This is a genomic window from Streptomyces sp. KR55 (assembly GCF_052245645.1).
In the GTDB taxonomy this organism is placed as follows: domain Bacteria; phylum Actinomycetota; class Actinomycetes; order Streptomycetales; family Streptomycetaceae; genus Streptomyces; species Streptomyces flavusporus.
In genome coordinates this window covers 1-16,478 of record NZ_JBQQCE010000022.1, presented here as the reverse complement: position 1 = coordinate 16,478, position 16,478 = coordinate 1, and the positions used below count along the sequence as shown (strand labels likewise).

Below are 16,478 nucleotides of genomic sequence, written 5' to 3'. Positions count from 1 at the left end.
GCCGCACCTCGCTGGCCTACCGCTGATTGTGCGCTCCCGCGGTCTCCGGCACGTGCGGGGTGATCACCGCGAGGCGGCCTGTCGGCAGCAGACGGGCCAGAGTCGTGAGGAAGGCGCGGTTGCTGAAGCCGGTGCCCGACTCCGCGCCGAAGAAGCCCTCGTGGAGAGCGACGACGACTCGGGGCTGGCGAGGGGCCTCCGGCACAGCCGTGGGCGAGGGTGGTGGGGTCGCATGGTCGATGCGCACTATGTGGTGCCTCCTTGGAGGACGGGTTTCTGCAGGCGTGGACATCAGGCGCTGGCGGACGAAGAGCGGGGCCTATGGGTGAGTCGGCACCAGGCACGAGAGCCGTTGGTGCCAGTCGTCAGCGACCAGGCATCGGCCAAGGCATCGACGATGATCAGTCCCCGTCCTGATTCGGCCTGCTCACTGGGAGCGGTAGGAGAAGCGGGCACGGGGCGGGAGCAGCCGCCGTCGGTGACGGTGATCTCAATCTCCAGGCCGCCGCTGGCCAGACTCCTGCGGTCGACGCACAGAACCAACGGCGGACTGCCCGAAACGAACGCGTTCGTCGCGAGCTCCGACCCGATCAGGCGGGCATCATCGAGCATGTCCGTCTCAGTGCCGTGCAGTGCCAGCGCCACGGCGCCCCGAGCCACTTCGGCCGCTTCCGGCCCGTACGGCAGATCCGTGATCAGCGTGATCGTGCCGTCGCCATCGGCGAGCCCGTAACCGTGGGCGGAGGCCGGTCGTCCGGCGTCGCGCTCCAGCACACCGCCCGGTCGGCCTCTGGAGGCGCTCGTGTCCTGTCTCAAGGCCCACCTCTTTCTCCGTCGGCGTGGGAGGCGGCGCCTCCGCCGGGATCCAAGAACACAAGAAGGGGCCGGTCACACAGGACCCGATCAGTGGGTCAACTCGGTCAACTTCCTTGAGACGGCGGTGATTCGTCTGCCAGAGAGCGTCACCATGGGGAGCCGGTGAAGTGATGGACGAACCACTGGGGCGAGAGGTGGTCGCGCGTGGCACCGCAGACAGGGGAACCCAATGTCGTACTGGCGGGGTGCCTCGATGAACTTGGGTGGAGCCCGAAGGCGCTCGCTCGCAAGCTCAACAGGGTGTTCGGCGCGGGGACGGTGGCCGAGTCAGCGCCGTACCACTGGCGGGATGCCGGCTCCCTGCCGCGCTCGCCGTTGCCGATGATGGCCGCCTACGTGCTCTCCCAGGAGCTGGGTAGAAATGTCTCGGTGGCCGAACTGTGGCAAGGCCGTGTGGGCGACTCGTCAGCGCTCGTCCCTGCGGACACGGATCTCGCGCGACCCTGGAACGGGCAGGGCATGGAGGCGATCGTGGAGGACTGGGTGATGGGAGGGCTTGTCGACCGTCGCCGGTTCCTCGCGATCTCGGGTGCGGGACTCCTCGCGATCGTCGCCCAGTACCTCGACGGCACCGCAGGACGCGGCCAGTACACGCCTCGGATGACGTCGTCGCTCGGCACCGATCCGCTCGTGGACCAGGTGGAGCAGCACCTTCCCATGCTCCAGTTGCTCGACGACGAGCACGGAGGGGCACGTCATCTGCCCTACATAGGAGCCCAGTTTCGGGCTGTCGGGCTGCTGATTCGCGAAGGCGGTCACTCTCCTGTTGTCGTGAGCCGTCTGATCCGCGCGCTCGCGGAGATCGGCCAGCTGGCCGGTTGGATGGCCTTCGACGCCGCCGATCACGGACTGGCGCAGCGCTACTTCGTCACTGCGCTGCGGGCAGCGCACCAGGTCAACGATCTTCCCCTGTGTGCCCACATCCTCGGCGACCTCTCCTTCCAGGCGGCGAGCCGAGGACACCCCGCGGACGCCATCGCCCTCGGTGAAGCCGCTCGCCGCGCGAGCGATGCCGCCCCGCCGGCCGTCCGGGCATCTGTCCTCTCCCGGCTCGCCTACGCGTACGCTGCCGCCGGCCGCGACAACGACTTCGCCCACACCCGCGGCGCCGCCCGCGAACTGATCGCAAGCCGGAACGGCCGCCAGGAAGACCCCCGCTGGATGTACTTCCTCACCGACAACCACCTGGATTGCCAGGCTGGTTACGGCCTCATCCAGATGGGTCGTGCACAGCAGAAGTCGGACAGCGGGAAGAAGAGCCGTCGTTTCCTCGCCCAGGGGACCGAGATGCTCAGAGACGGGGCGTACGACGTCCCGCGCGGTGACCCGAGCCAGCGCAGGGCAATGTTCGAGGGAGCCTGGCTGGCCCTGGGACACAGCGCCCACGGAGACCTTGAAGCGGCCTGCGAGATCGGCCAGATCGCTGCCGACCGCCTCGATGTCGTGCGCTCACCTCGCAGCGCGGCACTGCTCCACCAGCTTGCCGCCGATCTCCGTCGCCGACAGCGCAACCCTCACGTGCGCGGCTTCCTGCCGGCCCTGGAGGACGCCCTCGCCCAACACGCCCCGTCAACGCAACCCGGCGGTTAGGGTCAGGTTCATGACCGCAGGGGAGCGCGTTGTCGTTGTCGGGGCTGGGGTGGCTGGGCTCACCACGGCTGTTGTTCTCGCCGAGGCCGGAGCTTCGGTACGTGTGATCGCCGAGCAGGTTCCTGGTGTCACGTCGCTGGCGGCCGGGGCGATGTGGGGACCGTACCTGGTCGAGCCGAAAGACAAGGTCGACCAGTGGGGACAATGGTCCCTGGAGGTCTTTCGGGAGCTGGCCGAGGACCCGGTGACGGGTGTCCGGCACACAAGTGGGATCGAGGCGTCCCGCATGGCCGAGGCCGCGCCGGACTGGGCCACGACTTTGCCGGGTTTCCGGCCTTGTGAGCCTGCTGAGCTCCCGGCCGGGTTCACGGCGGGCTACCGGTTCACTGTGCCGCTGATCGATATGCCCACCTATCTGAATTACCTCTTGCGCCGGCTACGTGATGTCGGTGGAGCGGTCGAGCGGCGTCAGCTGGCCTCGCTCGCGGACGCCGGTCCGGCTTCGGTGATCGTCAACTGTGCGGGTCTCGGCGCACGCGACCTGGTGCCGGATCCTGACCTCCGGCCCATCCGCGGCCAGCACGTCGTCGTCACCAACCCCGGGTTGACCGAGTTCTTCTCCGAGGACACCGGCCTCTCGCCGGACCTACTGTGCTTCTATCCCCACGGGGACACCGTCGTCCTGGGCGGCACAGCGATCGACGACGAGGGCGACCTCGCACCCGACGACAAGGCGGCGACCAGCATCCTCGCCCGCTGCGTCGAAATCGAACCCCGCCTCGCCCAGGCCCGCGTCCTGGAGCACCGGATCGGCGCTCGACCGACCCGCGCCACGGTCCGTGTGGAGGGTCAGCTGTGGGAGGACGGCACCGTGGTCGTGCACAACTACGGGCACGGAGGCGCCGGCGTCACGCTGTCGTGGGGGTGTGCCGTGGAGACTCGGGCGTTGCTCTCCGCCAAGTGATCTGACCCTGGAGGATCAGACGTTGCGACAGACTGCGGGCGTAGCCGCAGCCATCATCGTTCACGAAGGACGTGTACTGATGGTGCGTCGCCGTGTCAGCGAGGGTTCGCTCTCCTGGCAGTTCCCGGCCGGCAAGGTCGAACCTGGTGAGACGCGTGAAGACGCTGCCGTGCGTGAGACGCAGGAGGAGACAGGCTTGGCTGTGGCAGCTGTGAAGCGGCTCGGTGAGCGTGTCCACCCAGAGACGGGCCGACTGATGTCGTACATCGCCTGCGAGGTGCTGAGTGGCAATGCCCATATCGCAGCCCCTGACGAACTGGCCGATCTTGCCTGGGTGACGCATGGCGAGATCCCTCACTACGTGCCACACGGGTTGTTCGAGCCTGTGCAGGCGTACCTCGAGGCGGCTCTTCCCTCCTGAGAGTCGGCGTACGCGAAAGGTGGCCCGGGCCCCGCTACCGACCTGATTCACGTTCACCGATGCAGGCCCGAGTCAGTGACGCTTGATGGGTGTTGGTCCCGTCCGCAGTGCGAGATCGTTCAGGGCATTCCGGCACGCTTGTAGCCGACCCACAACCGGCCGCCGGCCTGCCCGAGCACCTCGTCCACGACGGCCACGAGGGGCTCTACTCTCCCGCCCAGTACCTCGTGTAGGCCGTGGTAGAGGCGTGTGCTGAGCCCTGGCGCGGTCGTCTCAAGACGGCGTGCCAGCGACTTCCCCCCGCCACCCCACGAACCGTCAATGGCCAGCGCCAGCTCACCGGTCCGTCGGACCAGTTCGGTCACAATGAAGAGACGCTCGTTCTGGTCGTTGCTTCCCGTGAGGTCGTCCAGGAGGTCGGTGATCGCGTAGCGGCGGTCGTCGATCTCTTCCGCCGACTCTGGGGGTGGTCCTGCGGCGGTCAGCTTCCGGGCTTCTGCGGCGATGCGTGCTCCGAGTCCATCGGTGTCAAAGAGCAGCAGCCCGTCGGCACACATCCACAGCAGCGGTGACCGACGCTTGCGTAGTTCCCGTTCGACGTAGGCGTGCCACGTCGCTTCGGTGTGCACGAACAGCCGAACTCCTGGCGGGCGGTGCCGAGGTGGTCGGAATCGACGGCAGTGCAACTTTGCGTGAGTCACGCGCGGGAGCGATTGGGCGACCGGGCCGAACTGCGCATGCACGACGCGGAGAAGCCGCTGGACTTCATCGACGACGCGTCGTTCGACGGAGTCGTGTGCGCATTGCTGCTCCACCATATCGCCGACCGGCTGCGTCTCCTCGGCGAGCTACGACGCGTCCTGCGTCCGTGCGGGTGGCTGCTGGTCTCGACCACCCACCCGACGGCTGACTGGCGGAAATTCGATGGGTCGTACTACGCCGACGACTGGGTCGACCTCCCGCTCGCCGGAGGCCCGTTGGCAATCCACTACCAACGCATGCCGCTGGAAACATTCCTGAACGAGCTGCTGGCCGCCGGATTCATGCTTGAAAGACTCATCGAGCCTCGCCCGACGCCTGACCTGCGAGAACTCGACGAAACGGCCTACAACAAGCTCCACCAAGCTCCGTGCTTCCTCGCTGTCAGACTGCTGCGGCCCTGACAGCACGCACTCCGTGCCCCTCCCAGCGAACGCGCACAGTCACCACCCCGTCTCCCAAGCTCCAGAACTGGCGACACTTGAATACGCGACCTCGCCAGTACCGAGGCCGGATCCGCCGCGATCGCGTCGAACACGCCCACAGCAGTGGAGATGCTCAACTCGGTCATGATTCGGCCCTTCATACCGACTGGTCGGTAGCCTTCAAGTAGGGAAACGAGCTGTCAAGCTCACGGGCGCCCGGGCGCCCGGGCGCCTCCAGCGCCATGGTTGAACATGGTGGGCATGCTGCTGCCCGGTGTCACCCTCTCCACCGGGCCCGACGACGCCTTCCCGCTCGAGACGATGCAGCTGATGCGGTTCGAGGGCGAGCGGTGGCAGCTGTTCGGCAAGCCGGTGGACACCCGCGAGGAGTTCGGCCCGCTCGCCGAGTGAGCCGGCGGGGCGGTCCCGGTCGGGGCCATGACCCGTGGGGACCGCCCCCGCTCCGTCATCGTCGCTCGGGGCATTGCGCAGGTATCGCTGCCCTGAGTAATAAGTCGGATGCCGACCACCACCTTCGGCGACGGATTCGAGCGTCACCGCCTGCCGTAATCCCTCGTGTCCGCCACGGCGTGCCGCGCCGTGGGCGAGGCCGCGGCCGCACAACCACTGGCCGGCATGTTCACCTGACCGTCTCGGGCCTTGCCGGGCGACCCCGGATCCGCCGAGGACGGCAGCGGCCGCACCCGGCGGCGGGATCGCTAGTCCTGGCCGGGGACCGCCATCTCCCCGAGCAGCGACCAGTCGTGCTGCGGAACGGTCATGTTGACGATGCGCGGGGTCTCGGCCAGATGGGGCGGCAGCGTCTGCTGCGCAGCCTTGAAGTGCGCGGACTGCACATGCGCGACCCCGGCCTCGTCGTCGCGGAAAGCCTCGACCAGAACGTACTCCGTCGGGTCCTCCACACTGCGCGACCAGTCGAACCACAGGCAGCCGGGCTCGGCACGCGTGGCCCGGGTGAAGTCAGCAGCGATCTCGGGCCAGCGGTCGGCGTGCTCGGGACGGACTCGGAACTTGGCGGTGATGAAGATCATGGGATTCCTTCGCTGATGTCTTGAATGTCTTGGATGTCCTGGCGTCGTTTCCGCCGCGTGCGGCGGCGCGGGAGAGGGGAGGGTGGTGCGGGCGTGCCCGGCGGGTCATGACGGCTGGAGTACCAACTGACCGTCCGCGTACGGAAGAACCTTGGCGCGCGGCAGATGGACCAGGACCTCCTCGCCCGCCGGCACTCCCCCCTCCCGCGGCGTCTTGGTCCTCACGAGCTGCCCGGCCACCTCGACCTCGAGCACGCGCTGCGCGCCGTGGTCCGTGACGCTCCGCAGTCTGCCGGGGAAGGTGTTGGGACCGGGGTCCGTGACGATCTTGACGTACTCGGGCCGGACGCCCACCTGGACCTCGGTCGTGCTGTGCGGGATGTCCCAGGCGGCGGACAGCGCCCGGCCACCCAGCGTGAGGCTTCCGTTGCCCCGGTCCACGGTCAGGAAGTTCATCGCCGGTGAGCCGATGAAGTAGCCGACGTAGGTGGACGAGGGCGCCTCGAAGAGCTGCTCAGGTGTGCCCTGCTGCACGGCACGGCCGTCCTTCATCACCAGCACTTCCTGCGCGAAGCTCATCGCCTCGTACTGGTCGTGCGTCACGTAGATCACGGTGGGCCTGAACTGCTCGGTGATCGCACGGGTCTTGCGCCGCAGCAGGTGCTTCAGCTGCGGGTCGATGACGGTGAGCGGCTCGTCCATCAGTACGGCCGCGACGTCGTCCCGGACCAGGCCGCGGCCGAGTGAGATCAGCTGCTTGTCGTCGGCGGTGAGCCCGCGGGCGGGCTGCCTCAGTCGGCTGTGCAGGTCCAGGGCCTCGGCGACCTGCCGGACCTTGGCGTCGATCCTCGCCCTGTCCCAACGTCGGCACTGCAGCGGGAAGGCGAGGTTCTCATAGACCGTCATCGACTTGTAGATGACGGGGAACTGGAAGACCTGGGCGATGTTGCGGGCCTTCGTGGGCAGGGCGGTGACGTCGACGCCGTCGAACAGCACCCGTCCCTGGGACGGTCTGACCAGGCCGGACAGGATGTTCAGCAGCGTCGTCTTGCCGCAGCCCGAGGGGCCGACCAGTGCATACGTCGTGCCGGACTCGAAGGTCAGGTTCAGCGGTTTGAGAGCCCACCGCTCCTCTTCGACACCCGGCGCGTACGCGTGCCCGACGTCGACGATGTCCAACTGCGCCATGTCAACGCCCTTCCACTGAAGCGAGATCGTATGAAGGTGTCCGCACGAGCGTTCCCTGCTCGTCGAAGGCGAACAGCCGGTCGGGACGGAGCCGCAGTTTGACCAGGTCGCCGAGGGCGACGTCGTGGATGCCCTCGATCTGTACGACGAAGGGGCTCTCGCCGACGACCACATGGACGAAGGTCTCGGAACCGGAGATCTCCACGAAGGTGACCTCGCCCTCGACCCCGCTGGAGGCCAGGCCGACGTCCGTGGCGCGCAGGCCGAACCGGTAGGCGCCGTCGGGAAGATCGGCCAGGTGCGCGGAGACATGTGTGGCCTGGAAGCCGGCCACCGTGACCTGGCCGCCCTCGATCCGGCCCGCGAAGATGTTCATGGGCGGGTCGTTGATGATGGACGCCACCGTGGTGGTCGCCGGGCGTTCGAAGACCTCCTGCGGGGTGCCGGTCTGGAGGATCCGCCCCTCGTGCATGACCAGCACCACATCACCGAGCATCATCGCCTCGGCGGGTTCGGTGGTCGTGTAGATGACGATCGTGTCCCCCCGGTCCGAGAAGAGGGTCTTGAATTCGTCACGCAGTTGTTCGCGCAACTTGTAGTCCAGGTTCGCCAGCGGCTCGTCGAGCAGGAGGATGCCGGTGGCGCGCGCCAGGGCGCGGGCCATCGCGACGCGCTGCTGCTGGCCGCCGGAGAGCTGGGACGGCTTGCGCGCCTCGAAATCCGAAAGCCCCACACTCGCCAGGCTCTGCCGGACCCGACGCTGGATCTCCTCCTGTGACAGCCCGGCCCGCTTCAGCGGGAAGGCCACATTGTGGAACACATTGAGATGCGGGTAGTTGATGAACTGCTGGTAGACCATGGCGGTGTCGCGCCGCCACACCGGCGTCTTCAGGAAGTCCGCTCCCGCCCGGGTCAGGGAGCCGGAATCCACTTTCTGCAGGCCTGCCAGGACCCGCAGCAGCGTCGTCTTTCCGGCCATCGTCCGGCCGATGACGGTGTGGAGCCGTCCCGGCTGGAAGGTCGCGGTCACGTTCCTGAGGTGGTCGACGCCGTCGACGGTCAGGCAGAGATCAGTGGCGTTCAGGTTCATCGGACCGCTCCCGACAGGTTCCCCTTGGACAGATAGCGCTCCACCCAGATGGCGAGCAGGATCAGCGGTGTCACGCCGAAGAGCGCGGCGGCGGACAGCGTCCACCACGGCGGAATGGAGGAGTTGAGGGCGACGACCGCCTGGGGCAGGGTCTGGACCTCGGTGAAGGTCAGCCGGAAGGCGAAGAAGAAGTCGTTCCAGCCGAACACGGCGCAGAACATCGCCGCCACGGTCAGGCCGGGCAGGGAGTTCGGCAGGATCGCCCGTACGAAGGTCTGGAACGGGCCGCAGCCGTCCAGCATCGCCATCTCGTCGATCTCCCGCGGAATGCCGTTGAAGAAGTCCACCATCACCCAGACCGCGATGGGCAGCAGCAGGGCGACCGTCACGATGACCAGGCCGGGGATGCTGTCCAGGAGGCCGCCCCACTGCAGGAGGTAGAAGAAGGGGATCACCAGGACGACCGGCGGCATGATCCGTTGTGAGACGAAGAAGAAGACGATGTCGCCGTTCTTGATGAAGCCCAGCCTGAACCGGTAGCGGGACAGTGCGTAGGCGGCCAGGGACCCCAGGGCCAGGCTGATGGCCGACGCGGCGATGGTGACGATCGCGCTGTTGACGAAGGGCTGGATCACATCGACACCGCCGGCTCCGCCGAAGATGTTGCGCCAGCCGGTGAGGGTCGGCTTGTACTGCAGCCAGGGAAGGTAGGTGGGGCCGCCCTGGACCGCGTTGGCATTCTTGAAACTGGTCGTCATCGCCCAGAAGAACGGTCCCGCGACGAAGCAGGCCCACAGCGCGATCACGGTGTATTTGAATGTGGGATAAAGGCGTGACCTCATGAGTCCCCCTTCAGCTTGAACGCTCTGGTGAGCAGGGCGGCGACGACCGTGAGCGTGACGCTCATCAGCACCAGGTAGATCAGGGACATCGCGCCGCTGTACCCGGTCTGCTGGTCCCTGAGCCCCTGGATGTAGAGGTAGTAACCCGGGGTCTCCGTGGAGGAGCCCGGCCCGCCGGAGGTCAGTACGTAGACGCTGTCGGAGAGCTTGGACGCCTCGATCAGCCGGATGACGACCGCCGCGACCGACACCGGAGCCATCAGCGGGAAGGTCACCTTCCAGAAGGTGCGCCAGGTGCCGGCGCCGTCGATCGCGGCGGCCATGAACGGTTCCTTCGGCAGGCTCAGCAGGCCGGCCAGCAGCAGCAGGAACATGAAGGGGGTCCACTGCCAGACCTCGACCGTCATCAGCGCGACGAGCGCCGGCCCGGACTCGGTGAGCCAGGGAATCCTGTTCAGGCCCAGCATGTCCAGCAGATCGTTCGCCGGTCCCAGTGACTCATGGAAGATCGTCTGCCAGATGGCGGCCATCACCACGGGCGTGGTCATCATCGGGACGAGGAACAGCACGCGCCAGAATCTGCGGCCGCGTACCTCGCGCCAGACCAGCAGGGCCATGCCGAACCCGATGACGTACTGGATCAGGACCGTGCCGCCGGCCAGCAGGATCAGCCGGGTGATGGACGCCCAGAAGCGGCTGTCGTGCAGCACGGCGGTGTAGTTGGCCCCTCCGATGAAGTCCATGTAGGGGTTGCTGACGTTCCAGCCGGAGAAGCTGACGCGGATGGTGAACAGCAGCGGGAAGATGATGATCAGAAAGAGCGTGAGCAGTCCGGGCAACAGGAACATGCTCTTGTGTCGGCGCAGGCCGTCCATGGTTCTCCTTGCGGAAGGGGGGCGGGCGCCCTCGGGTGGCCGGTCCGGTCCGGCCACCCGGGGGCATCCTGCGGTCGGATCAGGAGTTGTCCTCGAGCGCGACCACGTTGCGATAGGCGCTTTGGACCTTTTCCTTGCCGATCTGGTCGGTGATCTCGAACCATTCCTGGGCCACGTCGTCCAGTGCCCGCTGCGGGGACTGCTGGCCCGCCAGAGCCGCGGCGACGCCGTTGGCCAGCGCGGACATGTACTGGTTCACACCGGGAACACGCAGGTCGAACATGCGGTTGGGGTTCTTCTCCATGCCGGAGAGTGTTCGGACGTACGATTCTGCGGCGTCCTTGTCCCAGCCCTGCTTCTGCCAGAACGCCGGGTCGAAGTGGGCGTTGCGGTAGGGGTTGACACCGAACCGGCCGATGGTCAGGTCGAGGGCGGTGTTGGCCTCATTGCTGAAGAAACACAGGTAGTCGAAGGCCATCTGCTGGTGGCTGGAGGACTTGGCCACCGCCGAGGTCCATCCCCAGGTGAAGTAGGGCGCCTGGTTGGCCTGCTTTTCCCACGACTTCGTGGTGCGGTTGTAGACCTCCGTGGAGCCCGGCAGCGGCGCTGCCTCGACCTTGTTGCGGATCCTGCTGTCTGGCTGCTGGGCCTGGATGAAGGCGTCGTCCCACGAGTAGGACATCAGCGTCTGCCCGCCGCCGAAGGAGAAGATCTCGTCTCCCAGGCCGAAGTTGGCGCCGCCGGGTGCCCACGTGGACTTGGCTTTCACCATGTCCTCCAGGGCGCGGACGAAGCCGGGCGTGTTGATCAGCGGCTGCATGGTCTCGACGTCGAAGAAGACACCGCCCTCGACGTCCGCGTTCTTCACATAGGGCGCCGCCCGGCTGATGAACGCGGAGAACGTCAGGTCGTCGCGCTTGGTCACCTCGGCGCTGCCGTAGTTGCGCTTGCCGTCGCCGTCGAAGTCCTTGCCGCTGAAGAACTCGGCTATCTGCTGGTACTCGGCCCACGTCGTGGGGACCTTCAGGTCCTTGCCCGTGGCCTTCTTGTACTCCGCCTGCCGCTTGGGGTCCTTCAGCACATCGGTGCGGACCTTGAGGTAGTGCCGGTCACCGTCCACCGGGTACTGCACGACCTTCTCGTCCCAGGTCGCCACGTCCATGTAGGCCTTGGTGACGTCCTTCATGCCGGGGGTGTTCAGGTACTTCTTCGGTACCGGTGCCAGATAGGGGGCCATGTCGCCGATCCACAGGGACGGGTAGAACATGACGTCGTACGCCGGCTGGCCCGCCTGAAGGGGCGTGAGGATCTTCTGGTGCAGCTCGCCGAAGGGGACGTTGACGACCTCGACCTTCCCGCCGGTGATGTCCTCGAACTGCTTGGCGTGCAGCTGAGTCGGCTCGCCGATGACGGGGACGGCGTGGCTGATGATCTTCAGTGTCTGTCCGGAGTAGTCCTTGCGGCTGATCGCTTCGTAGCTGCAGGGTCCGGGGACGTCCTTGACCTTCGTGGCCGGGTAGTCCTTGCCGTACTTCTGGTAGCTGATCTCCGAGCCGGGCTTGAAGAGCGCGGCCTTTTCCTTGGGCTTTTGCTGTTCCTGGCTCTGGGCGGTGCACGCAGTGGCGGTCAGGGCCGCGACGGCCGCGACGGCGACCAGGGCCGGGTAGGGTCTGCTGCGCATGGGGCTGCTCCTGCGGTGTCAGGGGATCAAGATCGCTCGGCCGCGCACGGCCCCGGCGTCCAGGTCGTCGAGGGCCTGCTGGAAGGAGGCGAGGGGGTAGCGCTGGGTGTGCAGGGTGACCTTGCCGCGGGCGGCCAGGACCATCAGCTCGGAGAGGTCGTTGTAGGACCCCACGAGGTTCCCGATGAAGTTGATCTCCGTGGAGATGACGTCGATCGTCGGAACGTGGAGGTGGCCGCCGTAGCCGATGACGTAGTAGTTGCCGTTGCGGCGCAGGCAGGCCACGCCCGTCTCGACGGCACCCCCCTCACCGACGAAGTCCAGGACGGCCTCCGCCCCGTGCCCCGAGGTGAGGTCCCGCACACGGTCGACCTCGCTTCCGTCCGCGACGAGCGTGTGGTCGGCGCCCAGTTCCTCGGCCAGCGCCAGGGCCTCCGGGCTGCGGTCGATGACGATCATCTCGACCGGCGACAGGGCCCGCAGCACCTGGATTCCGATGTGCCCGAGCCCGCCCGCGCCGATGACCACGGCCCTGTCACCGGGCCGCAGTACCCGGGCCGCCTTGGCGACGGCGTGGTACGCCGTGAGCCCGGCGTCGGCCAGGGCCGCCACCGAGGCCGGCTCGAGGGACGGAGCGAGCGGCACGACCGAGCGGGCGTTGGTCTTCAGGTACTCGGCGTAGCCCCCGTCGGCGTCGATGCCGGGGAAGGCCGAGTTCATGCAGTGCACGTCGTCGCCGGCCCGGCAGGCGCGGCACAGACCGCAGGTCACCAGCGGGTGCAGGATGACCGGGTCACCGACCTTGACGTGGGTGACGGACTGCCCGACCTCCGCGACCCAGCCTGCGTTCTCGTGACCGATCGTGTACGGCAGGGTGACCCCGCTCTTTTCCTTCCACTGTCCTTCGAGGATGTGCAGATCGGTCCGGCAGACTCCGGCGCCCCCGATCTTCACGATCACATCCAGCGGACCGGTGATCTGCGGGTCCGGCACGTCCACGAGCACGGGCGGCTCGTCGTACTCGATGACCTGCACGGCCTTCATGGCGGCTCCCTGTGGGTCGGCGGGTGGATGGTGCGCCGATTACACAGGCCGTCGCTCGCAGGTCGATGTCTCAGAATCCATCCGCGGATGTCTCAATGTGATACACGCCGTAGGCGCCACGCCGCCGGGCTGGTCCAATCACTGCATTGAGGGAATGTGACGCGCGCAGTACGGGAGTGTTAATGCCCCGCCACCAGCCCGGAAGCTCGCTGAGAGCAGCCAGAGAGCTCTACCTGGAAGTCACCAACGATCCAAGCGCCCGGCCGCTTGTCGTGGCCTCGTGGCAGCGCTCGATGGAGCACAAGGTGCAGTCGGGCAGCCTCGACGCTCCGTACCTGGACAACCCCAACCTCGACAGCCCCCTCGCCAGGGCGGCGCTGCCGATCCTGGACAGGCTGCACGAGCAGCTCGCCGACGACCCGGTGTCCATCATGATCACGGACCGGAACGGCGTGATGCTCTCCCGGAAAGTGTCCCACGAGGGGCTGACGACGAACCTCAACCGCGTGCAGCTGGCCCCGGGCCATGTGTTCGCCGAGCGCTACGTGGGCACCAACGGCATCGGGACCGCGCTGGCCAGCGGCCGCCCGGTCATGATCGCCGGAATGGAGCACTACGTCGAGGCGCTGCGGGACTTCCACTGCGCGGCCGTGCCGATCCTGCATCCCACCCGGCGCACCCTGCTGGGAGCCTTCAACCTCACCACCATCCGTCAGGGCTCCGACGGCATGCTGATGGCCTTCGCCCGCTCGGTCGCGGCCCAGATCGAAGGTGAGATCGCGGCGATCACCTCGCAGCGCGAGCGGGCCCTGTTCCATGACTACATGGAGGCGTGCTCCTCGGTACGTCCGGGCCCCGTGCTGGCCCTGAACCGCGATGTCGTCATGATGAACGAGCAGCTCAGCACGGCGGTGACCGGGCCGGATCACTACGCGCTGCTCGACCACGCCCGCGAGATCGCCGACAGCCCCCGGACGGAGGGGACGCGCAGCATCGCCCTGCCCTCCGGACGGGTTGCCGAACTCAGGGTCAGTCGCTGTCGGCGCGAGGACAGCGACGCGGGCGCCGTCTTCAGAGTCCGGCTGATCGGACGCCCGCAGCAGGGACCCGCGGTTTCCGCCGCGCCTGCCCGGTCCGACCTGAGACTGGTGGGCTCGTCCCCGCACTGGCTGCGCGCGATCGCCGACAGCCAGGCGGCGTTCGTGGCCGGGACGTCGCTGCATCTCCTGGGCGAAGCCGGTGTCGGCAAGAGGACGCTGATCGAGGCCCTGCACCGGGCCCACGGCGCCGGACGCCGGCTGGAGATGACGCAGCCGCCGCTGTCCGATGCGCCTGCCGTCACCGAGGGCTGGCTGCATGACATCGGAGAGCTGCTCGCCGTGCCGTCCAACGTGCTTGTCCTGCGCGACGTTCACCTGTTGGGCGACCAGCTGCGGCAGCGACTGAGGAACCTGCTGACGCACCTGGACGGCACCGCCACCGGGCAACTGGTCCTGACCAGCCAGCCGTCGATGGTCGGCACCGATGACCAGCTCGACCAGCTCTGCGGTGCCTTGGTGGAGGTGCCGCCCCTGCGCCATCGCCCCGGGGACATCGAGTACCTGGCGCGGTTCTTCCTGCGCAAGTACCGGCCGAGCGGTGAGAGCAGGTTCTCCCCGGATGCCCTGACCATGCTGCAGCGATGCCCCTGGCCGGAGAACGTCCGGCAGCTGGAGTCGGTGATGCGCGGACTGGCGCGGCGGCCTTCCGGCCCGATGATCCATGCGGAGGACCTCCCGCCGGAATGCCGGGTGTCCTCGCACAAGGTCCTGACCACCATCGAGGCGCTGGAACGCGACGCCATCCTGCGTGGGTTGATGGACCACAACTCCAATGTCCAGCGCACTGCCCAGGACCTTGGTATCTCCCGCGCCACGATGTACCGCAAGATGCGCCGTTACGGCATCGTCCCGTCGAGCCTGACCTGACGGGTTGCCTCCGGGGCGTCGGGCAGCCGTGGGGCGCTGCTCGATGTCGCCGTCGGGGCGCGTACACCGCACGGAGACGACGGGACCTGGGCCGCTGGGCGGACTACGGCGGGGCACTGAAGCCGCTCGCGTAGCCCGCCCGCGCAGCCGTGGTCATTCGGCGGCGAGCAGCCGTGCCTCGCTCTCCTCGTACAGCCGCCGGTTCTCGAGGCTGTCGGCGGCGCGGCGCCAGTGGTCCAGACGGCTGCCCAGCCAGCCCGCCAGGTAGCCGAACGGGATGGAGATCAGTCCGGTGGACTGCATGGGGAACAGGGTGAAGTCGGCGTCCGGGAAGACGGCGGACGGCGTGCCCGAAACGGCCTTGGAGAAGACCATCAGCACAAGCGCGCAAGCCGCGCCGCCGTAGAGGGTGGCGAGCAGGCCGGTGCGCGTGAACCCTCGCCAGAACAGGGAGTAGGTGAGCGCGGGTGCCACCGCTGATGCCCCGATGGTGGTGCCGATGAGGCTGGCGGCGACGATGCGCTTGAGTTGCCGGGCGTTGGGGGAGCGGATGCTGCGGAGGCCATGTGCGCCACTTCCTCGTGTGCGGGTTTGGGTGTTGAAGTGCGCGTTTCCACCATGGAGTTGATGTCGGGGCGTCCGTGCCCCGCCGACCGTACGCATATATTCGGCCGCGCCGCCTGACGCAATCGCATCACACTGGTGATCGAAATCAGGCGCGGAGTGTGGCTATGATCGTGCGCAGCAAGGCCGTAGCGCAGAGGTCGTCGCGCCCACGCATCGAGCTGGAGGACGTCGGTTCGAATCCGACCGGTCTTGCGCCTACTTGATGTCGACGCGGACGCCGGGCCCCGGCGAAGACCGGTGGAGTGGTGATGACCCAGCCGACAACGCCCGTGCGCTGCCCCGCGATCGAGCACCCCGATCTGCCGCTCGCCGACCCCGAGGAGCTCGGGCCGCTGATGGCCCGCCTCGCCGACGCGCGGCCCGTTGCCGACGACGAGACCTTCCCGCTCGGCACCCTGCGCGCCGACGGTCGGGTGGACCTGTGCAAGCAGGGACTCGGCGCCGACGGCGCCGCCCGGCTGCTGCCCGTCGCCACCGCCTCCCCGCACGCCGCCCATCTGCTCCTCGGTACCAACTCCCTCGGCGACAACGGAGTCCGGTCGGTCGCCGACGCCCTGGTCGCCGCGCGGGACGCCGGCGCCTCCCACGGGATCCACACCCTCTACCTCGGTTGCAACCGCATCGGCCCGGACGGCGTGACCGCCCTCGCCGCGGCACTCGCCGACGACACCACGCTCCGCGCCCTGTGGCTCAAGCGGAATCCCGTCCGGGAGACCGGTGCCCGCACTCTCGCGGGGCTGCTGCGCCGCAACACCACCCTGCGCACCCTCGATCTCGTCAACTCCGGCATCGGCCCTGCGGGCGTACGGGTGCTCCTCGACGCCCTCCTGGACCGGGAGGCTCCGCTCGAACGGCTCTTCCTGGGCGGCAACGGCCTGACCGCCGCCGACGCCCCGCTGCTCGCCGCCCTCGTCCGCGACGCCGGCGTCCGTGAGCTCTACCTGACGGCGAACCACCTCGGCGACGAGGGCACCGCCGTCCTGGCCGCCGCGACCGACCCCGCGAGGCCCGTCCGGCTCGGCCTCGGCGGCAACGGCATCGGCCCCGAAGGCGCCCGCGCCCTCGCCGACGCCCTCG

The 16,478-nt window shown here is 68.0% G+C and carries 17 protein-coding genes and 2 pseudogenes; 8 read left to right on the top strand and 11 right to left on the bottom strand.

The features are described 5' to 3' along the window. Positions 1 to 16: 16 nt before the first annotated feature. Positions 17 to 247, bottom strand: coding sequence for a hypothetical protein (locus tag ACTWQJ_RS05390; RefSeq protein WP_443305449.1), 231 nt, complete (start codon positions 245 to 247; stop codon positions 17 to 19). 44 nt (positions 248 to 291) lie between these two features. Beyond that, positions 292 to 774, bottom strand: coding sequence for an ATP-binding protein (locus ACTWQJ_RS05385; protein WP_443305448.1), 483 nt, complete (start codon positions 772 to 774; stop codon positions 292 to 294). Positions 775 to 1,020: 246 nt separating this feature from the next. Here ACTWQJ_RS05385 and ACTWQJ_RS05380 point away from each other — a divergent pair, with 246 nt between their 5' ends. From ACTWQJ_RS05380 to ACTWQJ_RS05370, 3 genes are read left to right on the top strand one after another with little or no spacing between them, the layout of a single operon-like run. After that, the gene (locus ACTWQJ_RS05380; RefSeq protein WP_443305447.1) at positions 1,021 to 2,466 is read left to right on the top strand and encodes a carph-isopro domain-containing protein; all 1,446 of its coding nucleotides are present in this window, start codon (positions 1,021 to 1,023) and stop codon (positions 2,464 to 2,466) included. 10 nt (positions 2,467 to 2,476) lie between these two features. Continuing rightward, the gene (locus ACTWQJ_RS05375) at positions 2,477 to 3,430 is read left to right on the top strand and encodes an FAD-dependent oxidoreductase (RefSeq protein ID WP_443305446.1); all 954 of its coding nucleotides are present in this window, start codon (positions 2,477 to 2,479) and stop codon (positions 3,428 to 3,430) included. A gap of 7 nt (positions 3,431 to 3,437) precedes the next feature. Further along, on the top strand, positions 3,438 to 3,851 hold the full coding sequence (locus tag ACTWQJ_RS05370; RefSeq protein WP_443305469.1) for an NUDIX hydrolase: 414 nt from the start codon (positions 3,438 to 3,440) through the stop codon (positions 3,849 to 3,851). A gap of 119 nt (positions 3,852 to 3,970) precedes the next feature. Here the strand turns inward: ACTWQJ_RS05370 and ACTWQJ_RS05365 are convergent. Then, positions 3,971 to 4,492, bottom strand: a pseudogene (locus ACTWQJ_RS05365) (nucleotidyltransferase domain-containing protein); the annotation flags it as partial. On the opposite strand from ACTWQJ_RS05365, the gene ACTWQJ_RS05360 reads away from it, so the two are divergent. Both ACTWQJ_RS05360 and ACTWQJ_RS05355 read left to right on the top strand, forming a co-directional pair. Next, positions 4,457 to 5,014, top strand: a complete 558-nt coding sequence (locus ACTWQJ_RS05360) for a class I SAM-dependent methyltransferase (protein ID WP_443305445.1) — start codon at positions 4,457 to 4,459, stop codon at positions 5,012 to 5,014. The pseudogene ACTWQJ_RS05365 and the gene ACTWQJ_RS05360 sit on opposite strands and share 36 nt — an antisense overlap. Before the next feature lie 282 nt (positions 5,015 to 5,296). Next, positions 5,297 to 5,446 (top strand): hypothetical protein, encoded by a 150-nt coding sequence (locus tag ACTWQJ_RS05355; RefSeq protein WP_443305444.1) that lies wholly within the window; start codon positions 5,297 to 5,299, stop codon positions 5,444 to 5,446. A 308-nt stretch (positions 5,447 to 5,754) separates the two neighbouring features. Here ACTWQJ_RS05355 and ACTWQJ_RS05350 read toward each other — a convergent pair whose 3' ends face one another. From ACTWQJ_RS05350 to ACTWQJ_RS05320, 7 genes are all read right to left on the bottom strand, one after another. Next, positions 5,755 to 6,087 (bottom strand): putative quinol monooxygenase, encoded by a 333-nt coding sequence (locus ACTWQJ_RS05350; RefSeq protein ID WP_443305443.1) that lies wholly within the window; start codon positions 6,085 to 6,087, stop codon positions 5,755 to 5,757. 105 nt (positions 6,088 to 6,192) lie between these two features. Beyond that, positions 6,193 to 7,275: an ABC transporter ATP-binding protein gene (locus ACTWQJ_RS05345; protein WP_443305442.1), complete on the bottom strand. Its 1,083-nt coding sequence runs from the start codon at positions 7,273 to 7,275 to the stop codon at positions 6,193 to 6,195. Position 7,276: 1 nt separating this feature from the next. Then, complete coding sequence (locus ACTWQJ_RS05340; RefSeq protein ID WP_443305441.1) at positions 7,277 to 8,365, bottom strand: ABC transporter ATP-binding protein; 1,089 nt, start codon at positions 8,363 to 8,365, stop codon at positions 7,277 to 7,279. Next, positions 8,362 to 9,207, bottom strand: a complete 846-nt coding sequence (locus ACTWQJ_RS05335) for a carbohydrate ABC transporter permease (protein ID WP_129797609.1) — start codon at positions 9,205 to 9,207, stop codon at positions 8,362 to 8,364. The genes ACTWQJ_RS05340 and ACTWQJ_RS05335 overlap by 4 nt, the downstream gene beginning before the upstream one ends. Continuing rightward, on the bottom strand, positions 9,204 to 10,082 hold the full coding sequence (locus tag ACTWQJ_RS05330) for a carbohydrate ABC transporter permease (RefSeq protein ID WP_224738100.1): 879 nt from the start codon (positions 10,080 to 10,082) through the stop codon (positions 9,204 to 9,206). Before ACTWQJ_RS05330 ends, ACTWQJ_RS05335 begins: the two co-directional genes overlap by 4 nt. 79 nt (positions 10,083 to 10,161) lie before the next feature. Beyond that, positions 10,162 to 11,763 (bottom strand): extracellular solute-binding protein, encoded by a 1,602-nt coding sequence (locus ACTWQJ_RS05325; protein WP_443305440.1) that lies wholly within the window; start codon positions 11,761 to 11,763, stop codon positions 10,162 to 10,164. A gap of 18 nt (positions 11,764 to 11,781) precedes the next feature. After that, positions 11,782 to 12,807, bottom strand: coding sequence for an NAD(P)-dependent alcohol dehydrogenase (locus ACTWQJ_RS05320; protein WP_443305439.1), 1,026 nt, complete (start codon positions 12,805 to 12,807; stop codon positions 11,782 to 11,784). Positions 12,808 to 12,989: 182 nt separating this feature from the next. Between ACTWQJ_RS05320 and ACTWQJ_RS05315 the strand changes: the two genes are divergently transcribed. Further along, a complete protein-coding gene (locus ACTWQJ_RS05315) occupies positions 12,990 to 14,774 on the top strand; it encodes a sigma-54-dependent Fis family transcriptional regulator (RefSeq protein WP_443305438.1) in 1,785 nt (594 codons plus the stop codon). A 153-nt stretch (positions 14,775 to 14,927) separates the two neighbouring features. Here ACTWQJ_RS05315 and ACTWQJ_RS05310 read toward each other — a convergent pair whose 3' ends face one another. After that, a complete protein-coding gene (locus tag ACTWQJ_RS05310) occupies positions 14,928 to 15,248 on the bottom strand; it encodes a hypothetical protein (RefSeq protein WP_443305437.1) in 321 nt (106 codons plus the stop codon). A gap of 272 nt (positions 15,249 to 15,520) precedes the next feature. Between ACTWQJ_RS05310 and ACTWQJ_RS05305 the strand changes: the two are divergent. Together ACTWQJ_RS05305 and ACTWQJ_RS05300 are read left to right on the top strand one after the other, a co-directional pair. Then, a pseudogene (locus ACTWQJ_RS05305) lies at positions 15,521 to 15,593 on the top strand. Between the two features lie 56 nt (positions 15,594 to 15,649). Then, a partial coding sequence (locus ACTWQJ_RS05300) for a gala protein (RefSeq protein WP_443305436.1) occupies positions 15,650 to 16,478 on the top strand: 829 nt, incomplete at its 3' end.